The organism is Campylobacter sp. RKI_CA19_01121, assembly GCF_025771295.1.
GTDB lineage: Bacteria > Campylobacterota > Campylobacteria > Campylobacterales > Campylobacteraceae > Campylobacter_D.
This window is the reverse complement of sequence record NZ_JAKMQA010000010.1, coordinates 23,175-41,867: the sequence shown is the minus strand read 5'-3', so window position 1 is coordinate 41,867 and position 18,693 is coordinate 23,175. Positions and strand designations below refer to the sequence as shown.

The following is an 18,693-nucleotide window of genomic DNA, read 5'->3' as shown; positions in this document are numbered from 1 at the left end:
TTTATTAAATTTATTTTATCTGCATAATCTAAATAAAATAATTTTTAATAAGGAAAACCTATGTCAATACATAATTTTTACACTACATTAAATCCTACCAAACTATTTATAAAATGCGCCCTGCCAAATATGGCTAGTATGGCTTTTATTTATCTTTATGTGATTATTGATGGAATTTTTGTTGGAAAATATCTAGGTTCAGACGCGCTTGCTGCTATGAATTTAATGATGCCTTTTATCATGATAAGCTTTGCTTTGGCTGATATGATAGCCATAGGTTCATCAGTGCAAATAGCAATTAATCTAGGTAAAGGAAAAATTGAAAAAGCAAGGGCTATTTTTTCTTTTTGCATAGTTCTTATTTTTGCAATTTCTTGTTTAATGGGAATTTTAGGATTTTTTTTAGCAAAAGCATTAAGTGCTTTTATGGGAGCTGATGAGAATATTCAAAGCTTATCTACTGAATATATGCAAATTTTTGCTGTTTTTGCTCCCTTTACAATGTTAGCTTTTGCTATGGATAATTATCTTAGAATATGCGGAAAAACTTTTTATAGCATGGTAGTTAATGTTGTTACTGCTTTGAGTAATATTTTTCTTGATTGGCTTTTTATAGTGGTTTTTGATTGGGGACTTTTTTCAGCAGCTTTAGCAACTTGCATAGGTATGTTTTTAGGAAGCGTTTTGGGGATATTACCTTTTGTTTTTAAAGATTTAGTTTTAAAATTTAAAAAGCCAATAATCAAGCTACAAATACTAAAAAATATACTTTATAATGGCTCATCTGAATTTTTTTCTAATATTTCTAGCTCTTTTTATACCATCTTAGCCAATGCTTTCTTGCTTGAACTTTCTGGAAGTACAGCTGTTGCAGCATTTTCAGTGATTTTATATCTTAGTACTTTTGTTTTCATGCTAGTTTTGGCCATGTGCGATGCTATGCAACCTGCGTTAAGTTATAATTATGGACACAAAAATATTGCAAGAATTCAAGCTATTTTTAAAAGAATGTTTTTTGCTTCTTGGGGTATAAGTACAATAGTGTTTTTATTTGTTTATTTTTTCAATAACCTTATAGTAAATGTTTTCAACAAAGATAACAACCAAGATTTTATCCATATAGCACAAAATGCCTTAATATTTTTTTCTTTTTCGTTTTTATTTTCCTGGTTTGGAAAACTTTGCGCCTCATTTTTCACAGCACTTGATAAACCTTTGCTTTCTTTAGGAATTTCTATTTCCCAAAGTCTTATTTTTCCATTTTTATCTTTATCTATACTAACGCAATTTTTAGGGATTAATGGAGTTTGGCTAGCTACTTTAGTTGGCGATATTTGTATGATTTTTATTGCTTCAATTTTACTATATAATACTTTTAAAAATCTAAACTCTTAGCCAAATTTAAACAAGAGTTTAGATCTTGCTTTTCACATATATATAAATTTTTAAAATTATGGAGCTTTAAAGCTGTACTTTGACCTATAACTACAACTTTATCTTCGTTTTTTAATGCAAAAAATTTCAAAAATTGCTCTATACTTGAAGGAGCACTAAAGATAAAAACACTAGGATGTTGTATTTTTAACTCATCTTTTTTAGGCTCTATGGCTACGTTTTCATAAGCAATTAATTGTTTTAAAGAGATATTTTCATTTAATAAAACTTCATCAAGGCCTGAGCTAATTTTCTTAGCTCTTAAATAAAGACATTTTTTATTTTTAAACTCAGATAAAAACTCGCTAGCTAAATTTTTACCATAAGCTTTACTGGGATATTTGATATTTTTAAAACCAAGTTCTTTTGCAAAATCAGCACTTTTTTGCCCCACAGCATAAAGTTGAATATCAAAATTAATTTTACTTTTACTTGACATTAATGCTTTGAGTGCATTCTTAGAGCTAATGATCAAGCAATCAAATTCTTTTAAATTCACTTCAAAATCAAGAAATTTGATTTCATTTAATCTTATAGTCTTAACGCCATCAAATTCTTTATCCCCTATAAAATAAATCATTATTTTCCTATAAAAGTTTTATCAAAACTTGATCTTAAATTTAAAGTTGCCATATAAGGATCACTTGCTTGCATTATTGCTCTAACCACAGCTATACCTTGTATATTACAGTCTTTAAGCAAATTTAAATTAGTTTCATCTATCCCACCTATAGCTACAATAGGTAAAGAACTTAAACTAGCAATTTCTTTTAATCCATCTATACCAAGTACAACACAATCTTGCTTACTAGGCGTAGCAAAAACAGCCCCTACTCCAAGATAAGTAGCGCTTTGAGTGTTGGCAAGCTCACTTTTATGATTAATCGTAAGTCCTATGATTTTATCTTCGCCTAAAAGTTCTCTTGCTTTTTTTAAAGGCATATCCTTTTGTCCTATATGCACTCCATTTGCATTCACAGCCATGGCTATATCGATTCTATCATTTATCACAAAAGGCGTATTATATGTTTCACACAAAGTTTTAACTTTTAAAGCAAGATTATAAAATTCTAAAGTACTAAGATTTTTTTCTCTAAGTTGTAAAATATCAATCTTGGCTTTCAAAGAAGCTTCTAAAATATTTAAAAACTCACTTTCACTTTTCTCACCCTTGCTTGCAACAAGATAAATTTTAAATGATTTCATATTTAGCTCTTTTTTTAATTTCTTCATCATTTAAATTACTTAAAGCATCGATTAAATTCACTCTAAAACTACCACTCCCACTAGAAAGTTCTTGAGCGATTTCACTAGCTATACCAAAACTCAATAAAGCATATAAACTAGCTTGAAATTTATCTTCCAATGCTCCTGCAAAAACTCCACACAAAGAAGCGCACATACAACCTGCTCCAGTTATTTTAGTAGCCATGATTGAGCCATTATAAATTTTAGCAATATGCTCTTGATTTATAATATAATCAATTTTTCCAGTTATAGCTAAAACACGCTTAGTTTTATATGAGTATTCTCTAGCTTTTTCTAAAAACTCATCATTAATTACAAAAGTACTATCAACCCCTCTTGCTTTACCATCTAAACCTATAACACTAGCCATTTCAGATGCATTTGCTTTAACAATACTAATACCTTTTAGATTAAGCAATTCAAAATTAATCCCATCTCTTGCCTTACTCACACCCAAAGCAACAGGATCAAAAACTATAGGTTTATTTAATAAAGCATATTCTTTGGTTGCTTTTAACATAGAATTTGCTACAAGCTGGTTAATAGTGCCTGTATTTAATACTAAAGCTGAGCTTATTTTAGCAAAATCAGTTTGTTCTTCATAAAAATCAGCCATAGCAGCACTTGCTCCCATTGCTATAGTTACATTCGCACAATCATTAGCTGTAACATAATTAGTAATATGATGAATCAAAGGATTTTTTTCTCTTACTATTTTAATCATTTTTATTCCTTATCAAATTGATAAAAATGATTTGTTGGACCACAACCTTTTCCAAGTGCTAAGGAATTTAATATAGCCCCATATACATAATCTTTAGCAAGCTTTATAGCTTCATGCTTTTCTTTACCTAAGGCAAGATTACTAGCTATAGCTGAACTTAATGTACAACCTGTACCATGTGTGTTTTTTGTGTTGATTTTTTCTGCTTTAAAAATACTAAATTTCTTTCCGTCATAAAAAACATCATTAGTATTATCTTTACTATGCCCACCTTTAATCAAAACACTTTTTGCACCTTCTTTGAAAAGCTTTATAGCAGCTTTTTTCATATCCTCTTCATTAAGTATTTTAAAATCACATAAAAATTCAGCCTCAGGTATATTTGGCGTAAGTACATCAGCTAAAGATAAAATTTCATCTTTAAAAAACTGACAATTTTCCAAAGGCATTAAAGCATAGCCATTTTTTGCAAACATCACAGGATCAATCACTACATTTTTGGCTTTAAAGCGTAATAAATTTTCTTTTACACAAGTTATAATTTCTTTTGAACCTAGCATTCCAATTTTCACAGCAGCTGGCTCTATGTCTTCATAAACTGCTAGCATTTGTTCATCTATTATCTTGGTGGGTATATCAAAACAAGAAATCACTCTTGCAGTATTTTCAGCCACAACGCTTAAAACTACACTCATACCAAATAAATCATGAGCGCTGAAAGTTTTTAAATCAGCTTGTATGCCAGCCCCACCGCTACAATCACTTCCTGCTATAGTTAAGATAGGAATTTTAGTTTTTGTTTTTGCTTGTATCATTTTTATCCTTTTTTATAAAAAAGGAAAGTTTTTGCAAGAATTCAAAGTTCGCATTACCAAACTTCTCAAGGGTCGAAGTCTAACTTCCTCTCAGCAAAAGCTCCCCATTAATGAAAAATTATATCTTAGTTTTAATTAATCTTAAAAAATATTTTGAAATACTGCTATAATTTTGAAAAAACTACACAATTTTTGAGGAAAAAATGACTAAAATTATTTTTGTTTGCTTAGGGAATATTTGTCGTTCCCCTATGGCTGAATTTATTATGAAAGATCTTTTAATAAAAGCAAATTTAAACGATAAATTTATTGTTTCTAGCGCAGGCACTTCAGGTTATCATGATGGAGAGGATATGCACTATAAAACCAAAGCCATGTTAAATAGTAAAAATATCAACTCCAAGCCATTTTGCAGTCAAAAGCTAAGCTTAAAAATGTGTGAAGAAAATGATCTTATTATCGTTATGGATAATTCTAATTATAATGATGTAGTTAAAAATTTTCCAAATTTTAAACACAAAATTCACAAAATCACTTCTTATGCTTTAGAATTAGGATATGATGAAGTTCCTGATCCTTGGTATAGCGGAGATTTTAATGAGACTTATACTATACTCTCGCAAGCATGCTCTAAACTCTTAAAAACATTAATATAAAAATTTATCATTTAGATAATATTTGTACATTTTTGATTTTAATGTTATAATAAAACCAAATTTCAACATTGCAAATAAAAAAAGGAGGTTATTTAATGAAAAGTATTAAATTAAAAATTTCATTAATTGCTAATATTATAGCTATCATCTGTTTGATAGTACTTGGAATTATTAGCTTTATTTTTACAAAAAAAGCTTTAAATCATGAGGTGGTTAAGGCTGAAACTAACTATGTAAAAGTTGCAGAAAAATCAATGAGAGATTTTAAAAGTCTCCATACTCATTCTTTAGAGCAACTTTCTCAAGCTATTTTAAGACTTCCATATAACGAACTTAATACCCAAGAAAAGCTTATGGAAAACACAGGTGATTTACTTAAAACCGTTAGAGATATAAACAGCTATTTGGCTGTCTATATAGCTCAATCAAATGGAGAATTAATAGTAAGCGATCCAGATAGTGATAGTAAAGGATTAGACTATGGAATTTATGGAAAAGCTGACAATTATGATGCTACCACAAGAGAATTTTATATAGAAGCTAGAAAGAAAAATGGTTTATATATCACAGCAGCTTATATTGATGCAACAACAGGATTGCCATGTTTTACCTATGCTATGCCCTTAATTAAAGATGGTAAATTTATAGGGGTATTAGCAATTGATGTTTTAGTTAAAGACTTACAAGAAAAATTTAACGAATTACCAGGAAGAACTTTTGTATTTGATCATGCATATACTGTATTTGCATCAACTGATAAATCATTAGTTGGCGGAGAGCAAAATCCAGATATAGTTACAGTAGCTAAAGCTTATGAAAATGCTGGAGATTATAACATTTTTAATTATACTACTCAAAATGGTGGCGATAGATTTGGTATTTGTGTAAAAATTGATGGTTATACAACTTGTGCTGGTGAAGATGTAGAGGTAATAGAAACCCCTGCACTAAAAATAGCTTACATTCAAACTATTATTGTTATTTTTACAAGTATTATAAGTATTGTTTTACTTTATTTCATCATCTCTTATTATCTATCACCTTTACAAGCTATACAAAATGGTCTTAGTTCTTTCTTTGACTTTATCAATCATAAAACTAAAGATTCTGCTATGATAGATGTTAAAAGTAACGATGAATTTGGAGTAATAGCAAAAGCCATTAATGAAAACATCACTAAAACTAAAAATGCATTAGAACAAGATGCTAAAGCAGTAGAACAATCAGTAGAAACCGTTAGAGAGGTTGAAGGTGGCAATTTAGCAGCAAGAATCACTGCTATGCCAGCACACCCTCAATTGCTTGAACTTAAAAATTATCTTAATGAAATGCTTGCTGTATTAGAACAAAAAGTTGGTTCTAATATGAATGAAATTAATAGAGTATTTGATAGCTATAAAGCCTTAGACTTTACAACAGAAGTTGCTAATGCTAAAGGTGGGGTTGAAGTAACAGCAAATGCTTTAGGTCAAGAAATAGTAGCTATGCTAAGACAATCATCTGAATTTGCTAACTTACTTGCTAGTGAAAGTGGTAAATTACAAAGTGCTGTTAAGAACTTAACTGATTCTTCATCAAGCCAAGCTTCTTCTTTAGAAGAAACAGCAGCAGCATTAGAAGAGATTACTTCTTCTATGCAAAATGTATCTCATAAAACTAGTGAAGTAATTGCTCAAAGTGAAGAGATTAAAAATGTTACTTCTATTATTGGAGATATTGCTGATCAAATTAACCTACTTGCATTAAATGCAGCTATTGAAGCAGCACGTGCTGGTGAACATGGACGTGGCTTTGCTGTTGTTGCTGATGAAGTTAGAAATCTAGCTGAAAGAACTCAAAAGTCTTTAGGTGAAATAGAAGCTAATACTAATATCTTAGTTCAATCTATTAATGAAATGGGTGAAAGTATTAAAGAGCAAACTACAGGTATTACTCAAATAAATGATGCTGTAGCTCAAATTGATCATGTAACTCAAGAGAATTTAAAAATAGCTAATGATAGTGCTATAGTAGCTGATAATGTAAATAAAATAGCTAGTGATATCTTAGAGGATGCTAGAAAGAAAAAGTTTTAAATAATTAACTAAACCCTTAATGGGTTTAGTTTAGTTGATGAAGGATTTTAAGCAAACTCCATCTACATTTAATTCATAAGCTTTTTTCAGGTTATTTTTTAAAGTATCAAGCAAAAATAAAATTTTAGAATCAAACATATAAAACTCGGCCATCTTTGATGCAATTTTTGCCAAATTTTCATCTTTTATTAAAATGTATTTTGCACCCAATGCATTAGAAAGTAAAATTTCTTCTTCGTTTTTAACAAAAATACCAAAATCTACTTTTTCATCTTTTGCATTTTTAATAACTGATTCATCATATTCAAAACAATTCACATTGGTTTTAATAAAAATATTTTCATAATGACTAAATTTTTGCATATTTATCAAAGGATGTCCAAAAATTAACATAGCTTTTCCTTTACTTTTAAAAGACAATAATTTCTAAAACCGCGGTTGAAAATTTTATAATCTTTCATTCCTTGTAGTTCATCATAAACCTCGCTACCTTTATAAAGCAAAAATGAAGTTTTTTCATCATAAAAACCATTTGAAATTTCAATCAAAGGTTTTATATCCATCAAAGCCCTTGATGTGATTAAATCTACTTTGAAAGGTGGATGATTTTGTAATTTTTCTTTTATGATATTTATATTTATCAAATTAAGCTCAGTTTTAATCACTCTTAAAAAAGAAGCCTTTTTAACACTGGGTTCAAATAGAAAAAAATTACTATTTTCCAAAATACATGCTAAAAATATTGCAGGAAAACCAGCCCCACTTCCAACATCAACAACCCTTTTTTTATCAATCAAATCACAATAGTCTAAAATTTTTATACTATCAATAATATTGTCGTCTATGTTTTCAAGATGAGTTAGATTATGCACAGCATTAAATTTTTTTAACAACTCTTTATAAAGCGCGATTCTTTGGTAAAAATCATCTTTATTTGCAAAATCTTTTAAAAAATTTAATTGCTCTTCATAAATTTTCAATTTAAATGCCCCATTTGCGTATGTTTAATTTCCAAATAATCTTTATTAAAACGATTTGCTTCAATTAAAATAGGAATTCTTAAATTTACTTTCCCTTTTAAAGAGCTAAGTTTTTCAGGATTATTAGTCAAAAGATTAATCTTAGTAATCTGATAATGTTTAAGTATAAAATCTACTATTTCATAACTACGCTCATCTGCTTTAAATCCTAATTGATGATTTGCCTCTATAGTATTAAAACCCTTATCTTGTAAAGCATAAGCATTAATTTTATTAAAAAGTCCTATACCTCTTCCTTCCTGTCTTAGATAAATCACCATACCACCATGCTCTTGGATATATTTTAATGAAAAGTCAAGTTGCTCACCGCAATCACATTTTAAACTTCCTAAAACATCACCTGTTAAACATTCTGAATGGATTCTAATATTAACTTCTTTTTCTAATTTTCCTTTAAAAATACAAAGATGTTCTTTGTCATTTTCTTTAAAACTTTGTATATTAAATTCTCCAAAACGAGTGGGAAGTTTTGCTATTTCAGAAATTTGAATAGTCATTATTTTCTTCACCTTTTTACAAAAAATATGCTAGAATTTAAGCAATTTTAACAAACAAAAAGGAAATTTATGTTTAAACGCTTTAGAAGATTAAGACTAAATGAGAATATTAGAAGTCTAGTAAAAGAAAATACTTTAAATTTAGATGATTTAATCTACCCCCTTTTTGTTGTAAATGGTACTAATATTAAAAATGAAATCGCATCTATGCCAGGTGTGTTTCAAATGAGCTTAGATGAAATTTTAAAAGAATGCGAAGAACTAATTAGTCTTGGCATTAAAGCTATTATTTTATTTGGTGTGCTAGAAAGTTCTAAAAAAGATAGCTGTGGAAGTGATGCATTGAGCGATGATGGTTTGATTGCTACAAGTCTAAGAGCTATTAAGGCAAAATTTCCTAATTTAGTAGTGATTACCGATCTTTGTTTTTGTGAGTATACTGATCATGGTCATTGTGGTATTATTGATCCAAAAAGCAAAAGTGTGGATAATGATTTAACTTTAGAAATTTCAGCCAAACAAGCTCTAATTCATGCCAAAAATGGCGCTGATATGATAGCACCAAGCGGTATGATGGATGGCATTATTGAAACTTTAAGAAAAACTTTAGATGAAAATGGTTTTGAGAATTTACCTATTATGGCTTATTCTACTAAATTTGCCTCAGCTTATTATGGACCTTTTAGAGATGTGGCTGATTCTGCGCCAAGCTATGGGGATAGAAAAACCTATCAAATGGATTTTGCTAATGGTAAAGAAGCCTTATGCGAGAGCTTAGAAGATGAAAAACAAGGTGCTGATATTTTGATGGTTAAACCAGCACTTGCGTATTTAGATGTAGTTAAAGATATAGCAAATCATTCCAAACTTCCACTTTGTGTATATAATGTAAGTGGTGAATATGCTTTATTAAAAGCAGGTCAAAAAGCAGGTGTGATTGACTATGAAAAAATAGTGCTTGAAACTATGCTTGCTTTCAAAAGAGCAGGAGCTAAGCTTATCATAACTTATCATGCAAAAGAAATTGCAAAATTATTAAACAAGGAGTAAGATTGGATAGTCTAAGTAAAAAAAGTTCTCAAGATATCATTAATGAATTATCAAATTATTTGGGTATAGAAAAACACAATCAAACCATATTTCATCTAACTCATATAAACGAAAAAGAAAAAAAATTAAGCTTAAAAAATGGCCATGAATTAGCACCTGAACCATGGTTTATAGTAGATGAAAATGGCGAAGTTAAAACTATGTTTTCAGTAAAAACCCTAATTGAGTTTTTACAAAATGCCAAAGAGGTGCAAAAAGATAATTTTGAACTCAAATTAGAAAAGGCTATTTATCAACAAATTCCTATTGATTTTAACGATGTTTGGACGGTTGCTATGGATGAGATTAAACATCAAGTTGCCAAAGGCGTAAAAGAAGTAAATATTGATTTAGATCAACTAATTAGCAATATTCATGCTAAACATCCTAATTTGTTTATTAATATGAAAGAAATGATGCAAAAGGTAAAACCAAATGAAAGATTATAAAAGCTTTGTTAAATACTCCAAAGCAGGCCCAAGATATACATCTTATCCTACTGCAGTGGAATTTAACACTCAGTTTAAATATGAAGATTATATACAAATTTTAAAAGATCAAAAAGCACAATTGTCTTTGTATTTTCATTTGCCTTTTTGTAGAAGCGCTTGCTATTTTTGTGGTTGTAATGTAATATATACTGCTAAAGAAGAAAGCAAAGAAAGATATTTAAACTATCTTTTTAAAGAGCTTGATCTTTTAGCAAATATCATCAACACCCAAAGAGAAGTAGCTCAAATGCATTTTGGTGGTGGCACCCCTACTTTCTTTTGCGCTAAACAATTGCAAAGTTTGATTTTAAAAATTAAAAGTGTTTTTCCAAATTTTACCCAAGATAGTGAAGTAAGCTGTGAGATTGATCCTAGATTTTTAAATGAAGAACAAGCTGATGTTTTGATTCAAAATGGTTTTAACCGTATCAGTTTTGGCGTGCAAGATTTTGATGAAAAGGTTCAAAAGGAAATTCATAGAATTCAACCTTTTGAATTAACCAAAAATGCAGTAGATATGGTAAGAAAAAAGGGAATTAACTCAGTAAATATGGACTTAATTTATGGCCTTCCTTATCAAAGCCTAGAAAGTTTTAAGCAAACTTTAGAAAAAGCATTACTAATCAATCCTGATCGTTTTGCTATTTTTAACTATGCACATGTGCCTTGGCTTAAAAAAAATATGAGAAAATTTGATGAAAGCACATTACCAAGCCCTGATGTAAAACTTCAGATTTTAGAATACTGTGAAAAATTTTTAACTCAAAATGGTTATAAAATGATAGGAATGGATCATTTTGCAAAACCACAAGATGAACTTTTTAAAGCTTTAGAAAATGGTAGCTTGCATAGAAATTTCCAAGGCTATACTACAAAAGGTGGAACTGATTTAATTGGCATTGGCTTAACAAGTATAGGCGAAGGACAAAGACATTATATGCAAAATTTCAAAGACATGCCAAGTTATGAAAAAGCTATTGATGAAGGTAGATTACCTTGTGAAAAAGGTATTATGCTTGATGATGATGATGAATTAAGAAAAGCTGTTATTATGGAACTTATGAGTAATTTTGCACTTAATATAAAAAATATAGAAAATAAATTTAAGATTGATTTTTTTGAATATTTTAAACAAGATTTAAAAGAACTTGAAGAACTTGGCGAATTTGTCACTATAGATAAAAACCATATCAAGGTTAATGAAACAGGAGTACTTTTAATACGTAATATTGCTATGTGTTTTGATAAATATTTAAAACGCATTAGCGAAGACAAAAAAGTATTTTCTAAAACGGTTTAATATGCTAAATGTTAATGAAATTTCTAATGCTTGCGTAAAATGTGGCAAATGCATACCAGTTTGTACTATACACGAGATAAACCGCGATGAGAGCACTTCTCCTCGTGGTTTTTTGGATTTAATTAGTGCTTATAAAAATCAAGAACTAGAACTTGATAAAAATCTTAAAAAAACTTTCGAATCATGTTTTTTATGCACAAATTGCGTTGAAGTTTGTCCAAGTCATTTAAGAGTAGATAGTGCTATTGAAAAAGCGCGCTTTGATATAGCTCAAAAATTTGGCATAGCATGGTATAAAAAGCTTGCTTTCTTTTTTTTAAGACACAGAAAGATTTTAGATATCTTAGCAAGATTAGGCTATGTTTTTCAAAGTTGTGCTTTTAGCTTGCAACATAAAAATTTAGGAATGAAAGCTAAATTTAGCCTACCATTAATCAAAAAAGACCGCTTATTGCCTTCTTTAGCTAAGAAAAGTTTTTTAGCCTCTAATCCTGATTTTATAAACAATCAAGGCGAAAAAACTATAGGACTTTTTATAGGTTGTTTATCTAATTATTCCTACACTAATACAGGTTTTGCCTTGCTTGAAATTTGTAAACATCTTAAAATTAATGTAGATTTATTAAAAAATCAATCTTGTTGTGGTGCTCCTCATTATTTTACCGGAGATTTTAACAGCGTAGAAAAATTAGCTAAAAAAAATATCATTTATTTTGAGGAAAAATTAAAAACACTAGATTATATCATTATCCCAGAAGCGACCTGCTCTGCGATGATTAATATAGACTATGAACATTTTTTCCATATGCAAAATGATGAAGAATGGGCAATAAGAGCTAAAAATATTTCCAGTAAAATACTACTTGCAACAAAATATTTTTATGAATACACTAATTTAGAAGAACTTTTAAAAACAAAGAAAAAAACAAATACAAAAATCGCATATCATGATCCTTGCCATGCAAGAAAAATGCAAGGGGTTTTTAAAGAACCAAGAGCTTTACTAAAGCAAAATTATGCTTTTAAAGAACTTATCAAGTCAAATGAGTGCTGTGGTTTTGGTGGAGTTAGCATGCAAACTGATCATTATGAAAAAGCTTTGCAAGTTGGCATAAAAAAAGCTCAAAACATACAAAAAAGTAATGTAGAAATCATTAGTGCAGAGTGCTCAGCTTGTAGAATGCAAATTTCAAATGCATTAGAGCATGAAAAAATTTCCACAAGATTTTTACACCCATTAGAACTTATAGCTAAAACACTTCAAGATTGAAAACTAATCTTGATGTTTAATATCTTCAATGTTTGATCTATTTTTTTCTATTAAAATTCTATTTTGTTCTATGTTTTCACTATTTTTCTTGCATTCATTTTTTAAAATCTCTATATTTTTATGCAAAATCTTTATTTTTCTTTCATAACGATTAATCAGCAAAAACACTATAAATAAAAATAAAATTAAAATAGCCCAATTTAAAAATGCCATATTTATCCTTTCTTTAGATATATTAGTACTTTTTATCTTAAATTACAATTCTTTTTAAATTTGGAGAAAGTTTTACTAAAATTTCATAATTAATAGTATTAAAAAAGTTGGCCATAACATTTGCATCATTCATAACACAAATTACCTCACTATCATTCTCGCAAGAAAAGCTATCCATAGACATTTTTCCAAGTATTTTTTTACCATTAGGAAGAAAAAAATCTTTTTTACCATCATAACGCAAAAGCCCATCAGCATAACCTAAATCATAAGTTGCTATTTCGATATCTTCTTTTGCACTATACATTCCACCATAACCAACACTTTGACCTTTTTTTAACACTCTTTGGCTTAATTTTTCAGCCCATAAACTCAAAACCCTACGCAAGTCTTTATTAAAATGCGCATAACCAAACTGTACAAGCCCTACTCTACAATACTCATCATCTTCTAAAGTATTTGCTCTAAATAAAGCTTCAGAATTATGAGAATGAAATACTAAGTTCTTAGCCTCTTCTTGTAATAAATTATAAATTAACTTTTTAGCGTATTGAAATTTTTGTTTTTGCACAAAATAACTTGCATCTACTTCATCACTTCCTGCAAAATGCATCATCACTCCATGAAGTATCAAATTATTACTTTTTAACCCTTGCATCACTTCTTGAATTTCTTCAAGCAAAATTCCATTTCTATGCATGTTTGTATCTATGACTAAATGAATTTTTGTATTTTTTTTAAGCTTTTTTATGTCATTTTTTGCATTTAATGCATAAATAAATTTTTCACTTTCATTACCATGTGGTTGATGAGATAAAATTAAGATATTATCAAAAATATTTTCAAGCTCTTTTGCTTCAGCTTCATTTTTTACGGCTATAAAATTTATACCTTTTGCTCTAGCTATAGGAGCTAAAAGTTTAGCTCCATGACCATAAGCATTATCTTTAAAAACACAAATTACTTTTTCATAACCTCCAGCCTTAGAGGCTATTAGGTTAAGATTATACTCATAAGCTAAGCGATCGATTTTTATATAAGCCATTATTGTTCAGCTAAAATTTGCATTTTATCTTCAACTAGCTTAACATAAAGAACTTTTTCTCCTTTGAATTTATAATTAGTACTACGATAATCTTCATAAAATCCTATTCTAAAAATCTTCTCATTTTTTTCATTTGGATAAGGACTTATGCTAAGATCTGAAAATTTAATAGTTTTTTCTTCTTTTTTAGCAAAAATTCTTTGTTTGTTTTTTGCAAACTGCTCATATGAAAATTTATTTTTATGTTTGAATATTTTTTGATCATAAAAAGATAAGTATTTGTCAATGTCACTTTTTTGCCAACTGTCTTTCCAAACAAATAAATTTGCTAACAAAATAGCAACTTCTTCATGGTTTGTTCTTACTTTATTTTTTTCTTCTGTCATTGCATATGATTTTCTATCAGCGACTAATTTATTAAAATCTTCTAGTAAATCATTTTGTACAGCAATGCAGCCTCTAGTTTTATAAGTATCCAAACGCGTTCCATCTAAAGGATATCCATGAATCCAAATTCCACCACCTGTTTTACCTAAAGTTTTATCTAAAACGTTTGGATAAGTTGTCGCAAAAGCAAATGGTCCATAATATGGGTCACCAGGATAAAATTTCTTTCCAAGCTCATAAAAACCTATAGGAGTTTTTAAATCCCCTTCTATTTCTTTATCTCCAGCCAAACCAGTTAAAACATCTTTTTGAATAAATTTCTTTTCTACTTTTCCATCATTATAATGATAAACTCTAATGATTTTGTCGCTTTTATTAGTCAATACAATAGCCACATTTTCTTCATAGTAACCAAGACTAACATTTTTATCTTTTATCTCATCAAGCCAAAAATCTTTCTTGCTTAATTCTTGCTCTAACACCTTTTCAACTGCATCAATACCTTGATTTAAATAAATTTTTGCAAGATCGCTTGCATTTACAAATACAACCAGACTAAATAATACTAATATAGTTTTAAACAATTTATACCTTTCTATTAAAATTTAAAACAACAAAGAGATAATTATAATATTTTTACAATAAATATATTTTTAATTTTTTCCGTGTATAATGTTTATGATTGACTAAAAAATATAAAGGAATGATAATGAAAAAATTACTTAGTTTAGCTATATTAAGCACCTTTGCTATTGCAAATGAAATCACTATAAATGATCCTTATGTTAGACAAACTCCGCCAAATTCTAAAACAACAGCAATTTTTTTGGAACTTAAAAACAACTCTGATAAAGATATAAAACTAATAAAAGCTCAAAGCTCATTAAGTGATACAACTGAAATTCACGATCATATCATGGAAAATGGTAAAAAAATGATGGTGCAAATCCCTCAAATTACCATAAAAGCCAATTCAAGCGCTGAACTTAAGCCAGGTGGCATGCATATTATGATACTAAATCTTAAAGAAAATATCACACCTCAAACCAAAGCTAATTTAACACTTTATTTTGATGATAATAGCACAATTGAACTAAAAGATATTAAGTCAAGAAGTATTAAAAAATAATGAAAAATCTACTTATCTTTGCCCTAGCTATAATCTTTGCTATATGCGGGGCTTATTTTTATACTAATTCAACAAATTCTGGGAAAAAAAGAGAGTTAATCACCACTCTAACGCCTTTAGCATGCGATCTAAACATCCAAGAGTGTGAGTATAATTTTAAAGATAAAAAAATCTTGATAAATTTAAATCCAAAGCCTATAACTACACTAAATGAACTTGATTTAAATATCACTAATTTAGGTGAGTTTAAAAAACTAAACGCTAGAGTTTATGGACTTAATATGTATATGGGAGATATTGTTCCACAATTTAAAAAAATCAACAACACTTATCATGCTAAATTAGTTTTAAGTTCTTGTACACTAGATGTGATGCGTTTTAGAATAGAGCTTTTTGATGATGAAACTCCACTAGATTTTTATTTTGACTTTGATGTAAAAAGGTAAAGTATGAAAAAAATAAATATTTTTTTATTAATTGTGGTAATTTTTGGGGTGTTTTTTATATCAGTGCAATATTTTGAAAATAACAAATACAATTTTCACTTAAATTCTGAAAAAGGCATGCTTAGTTTAAAAGATTTTATCGGTAAAAAATTGATTGTATATTTTGGTTATACATATTGTCCTGATGTTTGCCCTAGTGAACTTGCCTTAATTGCCAATGTTTTAGAAAAAATGCCAAATAAAGAAAAAGCTCATGTGGTGTTTATCTCACTAGATCCAGCAAGAGATAGCAATCTAACTCAAACTAGTCAATGGGTAAAATATTTTTATCCAAATTCTACCGCTTTAGTTGCTAAAGATGAAAAAGAATTAGAAAAAGTTACTAAAAATTATGGTGTGGTATATGAAAAAATCAATCTTAAAGATTCTGCTATGGGATATTCTATAGCGCATAGTGGTGAATTTTATCTGATCGATGAGAATGGAAAATTTATTAAAACCATAAAAGATATTAGTTATGAAAGCTTTTTTAACGAAATTCAAAAATTCTTAAACGAATAAACTTTTACAATTTATTCGTTTCTTAAAGTATCTAAAATATCTACTTGAGTTGCTTTTTTGGCAGGATAATAAGAAGATAAACTTACAATCACAATAGCTCCAAAAAGTGTAATACAAAAATCAACTAAAGAAAGTTCTAAAGGCAATTTACTCATACCATAAACATCACTTGGCAAAGAAATAATATCAAAATTTCCAAGTACCCATAAAGCTATAGCTGCAAGAATCACACCTGCTATAATACCACTTCCACCTATTAAAAACCCTAAAGAAAAAAAGGTTTTTTTAATCTCTAGCTTACTAGTACCTAAGGAAAGCAATAAAGCTATTTCGCTGCGTCTATTCATCACTATCATCAATAAAGAGCTTACTATGTTTAAACTTGCAACTAAAATAATCAACATTAATACTATAAACAAAGCCCTTTTTTCTAAAGCAAGAGCTGCAAAGAAATTCCCATTTTGTTCCCACCAACCGATGCTAGCATATCTTGCACCCAAAAAAGCATCAATTTGTTTAATATATTCAAAGGGTTTATTTGAATACACATGCACTCCATCATAATTTCCTTGAGGATATGATAAAATTTTAGCTAAGGCTTTAGCATCTGTATACATATAAGCTTTATCATAGGCTAATAACCCTGAAGAAAAATCAGCCTTAACATCAAATCTTTTAACCTGCGGGATAAGCGAAAGACCACTAGCATTTAGATTTGAAAAAATTAGAGTTATTTTTTCATTATCATCTAGTCCAAATTCATCTTTTAAACCCTTACCAATTAAAATATCAAAATTATCTAATTTTTTATCTCCTAAAGCTTGAGCTACTACTTCATTGATCTTTTTTTCATCTTCAAAATTAACCCCAAAAAGCATACCGCCTTCTAATTTTAAATCATTTCTTGCTATGACTTGAGTAGCAATATAAGGACTAAATAATAAATTTGGAAATTTGATTCTTAATTCTTGTAATAATTTATCATCCACACTTGCTCCAAAACGTGGCAATATAGTGATAGGATAATTCATGGTAAAAAGTTTTCTTTCAAATTCCTTATCAAAACCATTCATAATAGCCATTGCAACTAAAAGCACGCAAAGCCCTATACTCACGCCTAAAAAGGCTAAAATTTTTGAAAGCATGATAAAGGGTTGATCTTTATCAAAACGCAAATATTTAAATAATAAATAACGAGGGATACTTTTTTGCATTTTATACTCTTAATATTTTTTTAAGTATTTTAACTTGATTTTTATAAAAGCTAGCTTTGTATTTATTTAAGATAATATACAAAAGCACTATTATCATGAAATTCAACTATAAATCTTAAAGGTAAAATTCTTACATAAGTTTCACTTTGAGCGCTTGCTTGTTCACTTTTTACAAAATCTTTTACATCTATTTTTGCATTAAAAAAGCAATCAATTAAATCATTTTTGTGAGCATTTAAAAAATTAAATTTATCTAATTTTGTCATTTTCTCTTCATCTACCATGCCAAAATCATTGCGCACTAAAGACTTCAAGTCACTTGATGTATAAACTAACTCACAAGCATATTCTAAATTCTTTTTTTTGCTCTTGGTCATAGCCATAGAAATAGTTTCATTTTGATGAAAAAGGATTAAATTTTTATTAGAGAGTTCTGCCCAAAATATAAATTCATCTTGGGCAGTAGCATTAAAAATTATAAGGATTAATAAGCAAACAATTCTTTCCACTTGTCAGCATCGATTTTAAGTTCTACATTTACTCTATAAAGACCATCTTTAAAGTCTTGATCAACTACACTTGCATTTTTAATCAAACCATTTACTTGTGCTGTAATAGTTGAACTTTTAAGCATTGCATCTTTTACTGTATCTTTACCATTAACTCTTACACCATATAACTTACTAGCTAATTGTCTATAAGCATCAGTAATTGCTGCTCTTTTAGCTAAAGCCAAAGCTTGACCAACAGAAACTGTATTTAAAGGAGCAATACCCTCACCCACTGCTGTAAAAGTTAAATCATTGTCTGTGCTTGTATCATTTGCAAGCATTTTTTCTTCTCTAATGATATTACGCACATCATCTTTGTCTACTTTTTGAACTACAACATCAGAACTTGCAGCTTGAGTAGCTTGAGCTTGAGCAGGTTTCGCACCTCTTTGATCTAGTGCACACGCACTAAAACCTAAAGCCAAACAAAACATAAAAATAACTTTTTTCATTTTTACACCTTCAATTTATTTGATATTATTTAAGATAGCAAAAAGCATTCCAGAAT

Annotated in this window: 23 protein-coding genes and 1 pseudogene; 11 read left to right on the top strand and 13 right to left on the bottom strand. The window is 28.9% G+C overall.

The features are described 5' to 3' along the window. Nucleotides 1-66 precede the first annotated feature (66 nt). Entirely contained in the window at nt 67-1,395 is a 1,329-nt protein-coding gene (locus L8T90_RS06425) for an MATE family efflux transporter (protein WP_318529537.1), read from the top strand. On the opposite strand, the gene L8T90_RS06420 is transcribed toward L8T90_RS06425, so the two are convergent. The 4 genes from L8T90_RS06420 to thiD are packed head-to-tail and all read right to left on the bottom strand — an operon-like array spanning nt 1,376 to nt 4,218. Continuing rightward, nucleotides 1,376-2,017, bottom strand: a complete 642-nt coding sequence (locus tag L8T90_RS06420) for a uroporphyrinogen-III synthase (protein WP_318529940.1) — start codon at nt 2,015-2,017, stop codon at nt 1,376-1,378. The genes L8T90_RS06425 and L8T90_RS06420 overlap by 20 nt on opposite strands. Then, nucleotides 2,014-2,640, bottom strand: a complete 627-nt coding sequence (thiE, locus tag L8T90_RS06415; protein WP_263728223.1) for a thiamine phosphate synthase — start codon at nt 2,638-2,640, stop codon at nt 2,014-2,016. The genes L8T90_RS06420 and thiE overlap by 4 nt, the downstream gene beginning before the upstream one ends. After that, the gene (gene thiM, locus L8T90_RS06410; RefSeq protein ID WP_263728224.1) at nt 2,627-3,406 is read right to left on the bottom strand and encodes a hydroxyethylthiazole kinase; all 780 of its coding nucleotides are present in this window, start codon (nt 3,404-3,406) and stop codon (nt 2,627-2,629) included. Before thiM ends, thiE begins: the two co-directional genes overlap by 14 nt. A gap of 2 nt (nt 3,407-3,408) precedes the next feature. Further along, complete coding sequence (thiD, locus tag L8T90_RS06405) at nt 3,409-4,218, bottom strand: bifunctional hydroxymethylpyrimidine kinase/phosphomethylpyrimidine kinase (protein WP_263679696.1); 810 nt, start codon at nt 4,216-4,218, stop codon at nt 3,409-3,411. A 206-nt stretch (nt 4,219-4,424) separates the two neighbouring features. Here thiD and L8T90_RS06400 point away from each other — a divergent pair, with 206 nt between their 5' ends. The 3 genes and pseudogenes from L8T90_RS06400 to L8T90_RS07945 all read left to right on the top strand — a co-directional run bounded on the left by L8T90_RS06400 (nt 4,425) and on the right by L8T90_RS07945 (nt 6,952). After that, nucleotides 4,425-4,877 (top strand): low molecular weight protein-tyrosine-phosphatase, encoded by a 453-nt coding sequence (locus L8T90_RS06400; protein WP_263703117.1) that lies wholly within the window; start codon nt 4,425-4,427, stop codon nt 4,875-4,877. A 95-nt stretch (nt 4,878-4,972) separates the two neighbouring features. Further along, a pseudogene (locus L8T90_RS07950) lies at nt 4,973-5,683 on the top strand (cache domain-containing protein); the annotation flags it as partial. A gap of 306 nt (nt 5,684-5,989) precedes the next feature. After that, on the top strand, nt 5,990-6,952 hold the full coding sequence (locus L8T90_RS07945) for a methyl-accepting chemotaxis protein (RefSeq protein ID WP_412175006.1): 963 nt from the start codon (nt 5,990-5,992) through the stop codon (nt 6,950-6,952). 30 nt (nt 6,953-6,982) lie between these two features. Here L8T90_RS07945 and L8T90_RS06390 read toward each other — a convergent pair whose 3' ends face one another. From L8T90_RS06390 to ribA, 3 genes are read right to left on the bottom strand one after another with little or no spacing between them, the layout of a single operon-like run. Further along, entirely contained in the window at nt 6,983-7,345 is a 363-nt protein-coding gene (locus L8T90_RS06390; protein ID WP_263664190.1) for a hypothetical protein, read from the bottom strand. Beyond that, nucleotides 7,339-7,926, bottom strand: a complete 588-nt coding sequence (gene rsmG, locus L8T90_RS06385; RefSeq protein WP_412175005.1) for a 16S rRNA (guanine(527)-N(7))-methyltransferase RsmG — start codon at nt 7,924-7,926, stop codon at nt 7,339-7,341. The genes L8T90_RS06390 and rsmG overlap by 7 nt, the downstream gene beginning before the upstream one ends. 2 nt (nt 7,927-7,928) lie before the next feature. Continuing rightward, nucleotides 7,929-8,489 (bottom strand): GTP cyclohydrolase II, encoded by a 561-nt coding sequence (gene ribA / locus L8T90_RS06380; RefSeq protein ID WP_263679656.1) that lies wholly within the window; start codon nt 8,487-8,489, stop codon nt 7,929-7,931. Nucleotides 8,490-8,558: 69 nt separating this feature from the next. On the opposite strand from ribA, the gene hemB reads away from it, so the two are divergent. Genes hemB through L8T90_RS06360 form a run of 4 tightly spaced genes read left to right on the top strand, consistent with a single transcriptional unit; the run spans nt 8,559 to nt 12,639 of the window. Next, nucleotides 8,559-9,539: a porphobilinogen synthase gene (gene hemB / locus L8T90_RS06375; protein WP_263664193.1), complete on the top strand. Its 981-nt coding sequence runs from the start codon at nt 8,559-8,561 to the stop codon at nt 9,537-9,539. A gap of 2 nt (nt 9,540-9,541) precedes the next feature. After that, complete coding sequence (locus L8T90_RS06370) at nt 9,542-10,027, top strand: DUF2603 domain-containing protein (RefSeq protein WP_257397313.1); 486 nt, start codon at nt 9,542-9,544, stop codon at nt 10,025-10,027. Next, the gene (gene hemN, locus L8T90_RS06365) at nt 10,014-11,369 is read left to right on the top strand and encodes an oxygen-independent coproporphyrinogen III oxidase (RefSeq protein WP_263737028.1); all 1,356 of its coding nucleotides are present in this window, start codon (nt 10,014-10,016) and stop codon (nt 11,367-11,369) included. Before L8T90_RS06370 ends, hemN begins: the two co-directional genes overlap by 14 nt. Nucleotide 11,370: 1 nt before the next feature. Beyond that, nucleotides 11,371-12,639 carry a (Fe-S)-binding protein gene (locus L8T90_RS06360; RefSeq protein ID WP_263737027.1) on the top strand — a complete coding sequence of 423 codons (1,269 nt, stop codon included), beginning with the start codon at nt 11,371-11,373 and terminating at the stop codon, nt 12,637-12,639. Nucleotides 12,640-12,642: 3 nt separating this feature from the next. Here L8T90_RS06360 and L8T90_RS06355 read toward each other — a convergent pair whose 3' ends face one another. From L8T90_RS06355 to L8T90_RS06345, 3 genes are read right to left on the bottom strand one after another with little or no spacing between them, the layout of a single operon-like run. After that, nucleotides 12,643-12,852, bottom strand: coding sequence for a hypothetical protein (locus tag L8T90_RS06355; protein ID WP_012661838.1), 210 nt, complete (start codon nt 12,850-12,852; stop codon nt 12,643-12,645). A gap of 37 nt (nt 12,853-12,889) precedes the next feature. Next, entirely contained in the window at nt 12,890-13,897 is a 1,008-nt protein-coding gene (locus tag L8T90_RS06350) for an alanine racemase (RefSeq protein ID WP_263737026.1), read from the bottom strand. Further along, nucleotides 13,897-14,883 carry a L,D-transpeptidase family protein gene (locus L8T90_RS06345; protein WP_412175004.1) on the bottom strand — a complete coding sequence of 329 codons (987 nt, stop codon included), beginning with the start codon at nt 14,881-14,883 and terminating at the stop codon, nt 13,897-13,899. Before L8T90_RS06345 ends, L8T90_RS06350 begins: the two co-directional genes overlap by 1 nt. Nucleotides 14,884-14,993: 110 nt before the next feature. Here L8T90_RS06345 and L8T90_RS06340 point away from each other — a divergent pair, with 110 nt between their 5' ends. From L8T90_RS06340 to L8T90_RS06330, 3 genes are read left to right on the top strand one after another with little or no spacing between them, the layout of a single operon-like run. Beyond that, nucleotides 14,994-15,413, top strand: a complete 420-nt coding sequence (locus L8T90_RS06340; RefSeq protein WP_039668649.1) for a copper chaperone PCu(A)C — start codon at nt 14,994-14,996, stop codon at nt 15,411-15,413. After that, nucleotides 15,413-15,859, top strand: a complete 447-nt coding sequence (locus tag L8T90_RS06335; RefSeq protein WP_263683239.1) for a hypothetical protein — start codon at nt 15,413-15,415, stop codon at nt 15,857-15,859. Before L8T90_RS06340 ends, L8T90_RS06335 begins: the two co-directional genes overlap by 1 nt. A gap of 3 nt (nt 15,860-15,862) precedes the next feature. Further along, nucleotides 15,863-16,420 carry an SCO family protein gene (locus L8T90_RS06330; RefSeq protein WP_263703067.1) on the top strand — a complete coding sequence of 186 codons (558 nt, stop codon included), beginning with the start codon at nt 15,863-15,865 and terminating at the stop codon, nt 16,418-16,420. 11 nt (nt 16,421-16,431) lie between these two features. Here L8T90_RS06330 and L8T90_RS06325 read toward each other — a convergent pair whose 3' ends face one another. From L8T90_RS06325 to L8T90_RS06315, 3 genes are all read right to left on the bottom strand, one after another. Beyond that, the gene (locus tag L8T90_RS06325; RefSeq protein WP_263737024.1) at nt 16,432-17,634 is read right to left on the bottom strand and encodes an ABC transporter permease; all 1,203 of its coding nucleotides are present in this window, start codon (nt 17,632-17,634) and stop codon (nt 16,432-16,434) included. A gap of 62 nt (nt 17,635-17,696) precedes the next feature. Next, complete coding sequence (locus L8T90_RS06320; protein ID WP_263679646.1) at nt 17,697-18,143, bottom strand: hypothetical protein; 447 nt, start codon at nt 18,141-18,143, stop codon at nt 17,697-17,699. Further along, a complete protein-coding gene (locus tag L8T90_RS06315) occupies nt 18,119-18,637 on the bottom strand; it encodes an LPP20 family lipoprotein (RefSeq protein WP_257397303.1) in 519 nt (172 codons plus the stop codon). Before L8T90_RS06315 ends, L8T90_RS06320 begins: the two co-directional genes overlap by 25 nt. Between the last annotated feature and the right edge of the window lie 56 nt (nt 18,638-18,693).

What these genes read in the sequence shown, in the direction of transcription:
- thiE (WP_263728223.1), bottom strand. Translation starts at nt 2,640, where the DNA reads ATGAAATCATTTAAAATTTATCTTGTTGCAAGCAAGGGTGAGAAAAGT.
- thiM (WP_263728224.1), bottom strand. Translation starts at nt 3,406, where the DNA reads ATGATTAAAATAGTAAGAGAAAAAAATCCTTTGATTCATCATATTACT.
- L8T90_RS06400 (WP_263703117.1), top strand. Translation starts at nt 4,425, where the DNA reads ATGACTAAAATTATTTTTGTTTGCTTAGGGAATATTTGTCGTTCCCCT.
- L8T90_RS07945 (WP_412175006.1), top strand. Translation starts at nt 5,990, where the DNA reads ATGATAGATGTTAAAAGTAACGATGAATTTGGAGTAATAGCAAAAGCC.
- L8T90_RS06390 (WP_263664190.1), bottom strand. Translation starts at nt 7,345, where the DNA reads ATGTTAATTTTTGGACATCCTTTGATAAATATGCAAAAATTTAGTCAT.
- ribA (WP_263679656.1), bottom strand. Translation starts at nt 8,489, where the DNA reads ATGACTATTCAAATTTCTGAAATAGCAAAACTTCCCACTCGTTTTGGA.
- hemB (WP_263664193.1), top strand. Translation starts at nt 8,559, where the DNA reads ATGTTTAAACGCTTTAGAAGATTAAGACTAAATGAGAATATTAGAAGT.
- hemN (WP_263737028.1), top strand. Translation starts at nt 10,014, where the DNA reads ATGAAAGATTATAAAAGCTTTGTTAAATACTCCAAAGCAGGCCCAAGA.
- L8T90_RS06360 (WP_263737027.1), top strand. Translation starts at nt 11,371, where the DNA reads ATGCTAAATGTTAATGAAATTTCTAATGCTTGCGTAAAATGTGGCAAA.
- L8T90_RS06355 (WP_012661838.1), bottom strand. Translation starts at nt 12,852, where the DNA reads ATGGCATTTTTAAATTGGGCTATTTTAATTTTATTTTTATTTATAGTG.
- L8T90_RS06350 (WP_263737026.1), bottom strand. Translation starts at nt 13,897, where the DNA reads ATGGCTTATATAAAAATCGATCGCTTAGCTTATGAGTATAATCTTAAC.
- L8T90_RS06340 (WP_039668649.1), top strand. Translation starts at nt 14,994, where the DNA reads ATGAAAAAATTACTTAGTTTAGCTATATTAAGCACCTTTGCTATTGCA.
- L8T90_RS06335 (WP_263683239.1), top strand. Translation starts at nt 15,413, where the DNA reads ATGAAAAATCTACTTATCTTTGCCCTAGCTATAATCTTTGCTATATGC.
- L8T90_RS06330 (WP_263703067.1), top strand. Translation starts at nt 15,863, where the DNA reads ATGAAAAAAATAAATATTTTTTTATTAATTGTGGTAATTTTTGGGGTG.
- L8T90_RS06325 (WP_263737024.1), bottom strand. Translation starts at nt 17,634, where the DNA reads ATGCAAAAAAGTATCCCTCGTTATTTATTATTTAAATATTTGCGTTTT.
- L8T90_RS06315 (WP_257397303.1), bottom strand. Translation starts at nt 18,637, where the DNA reads ATGAAAAAAGTTATTTTTATGTTTTGTTTGGCTTTAGGTTTTAGTGCG.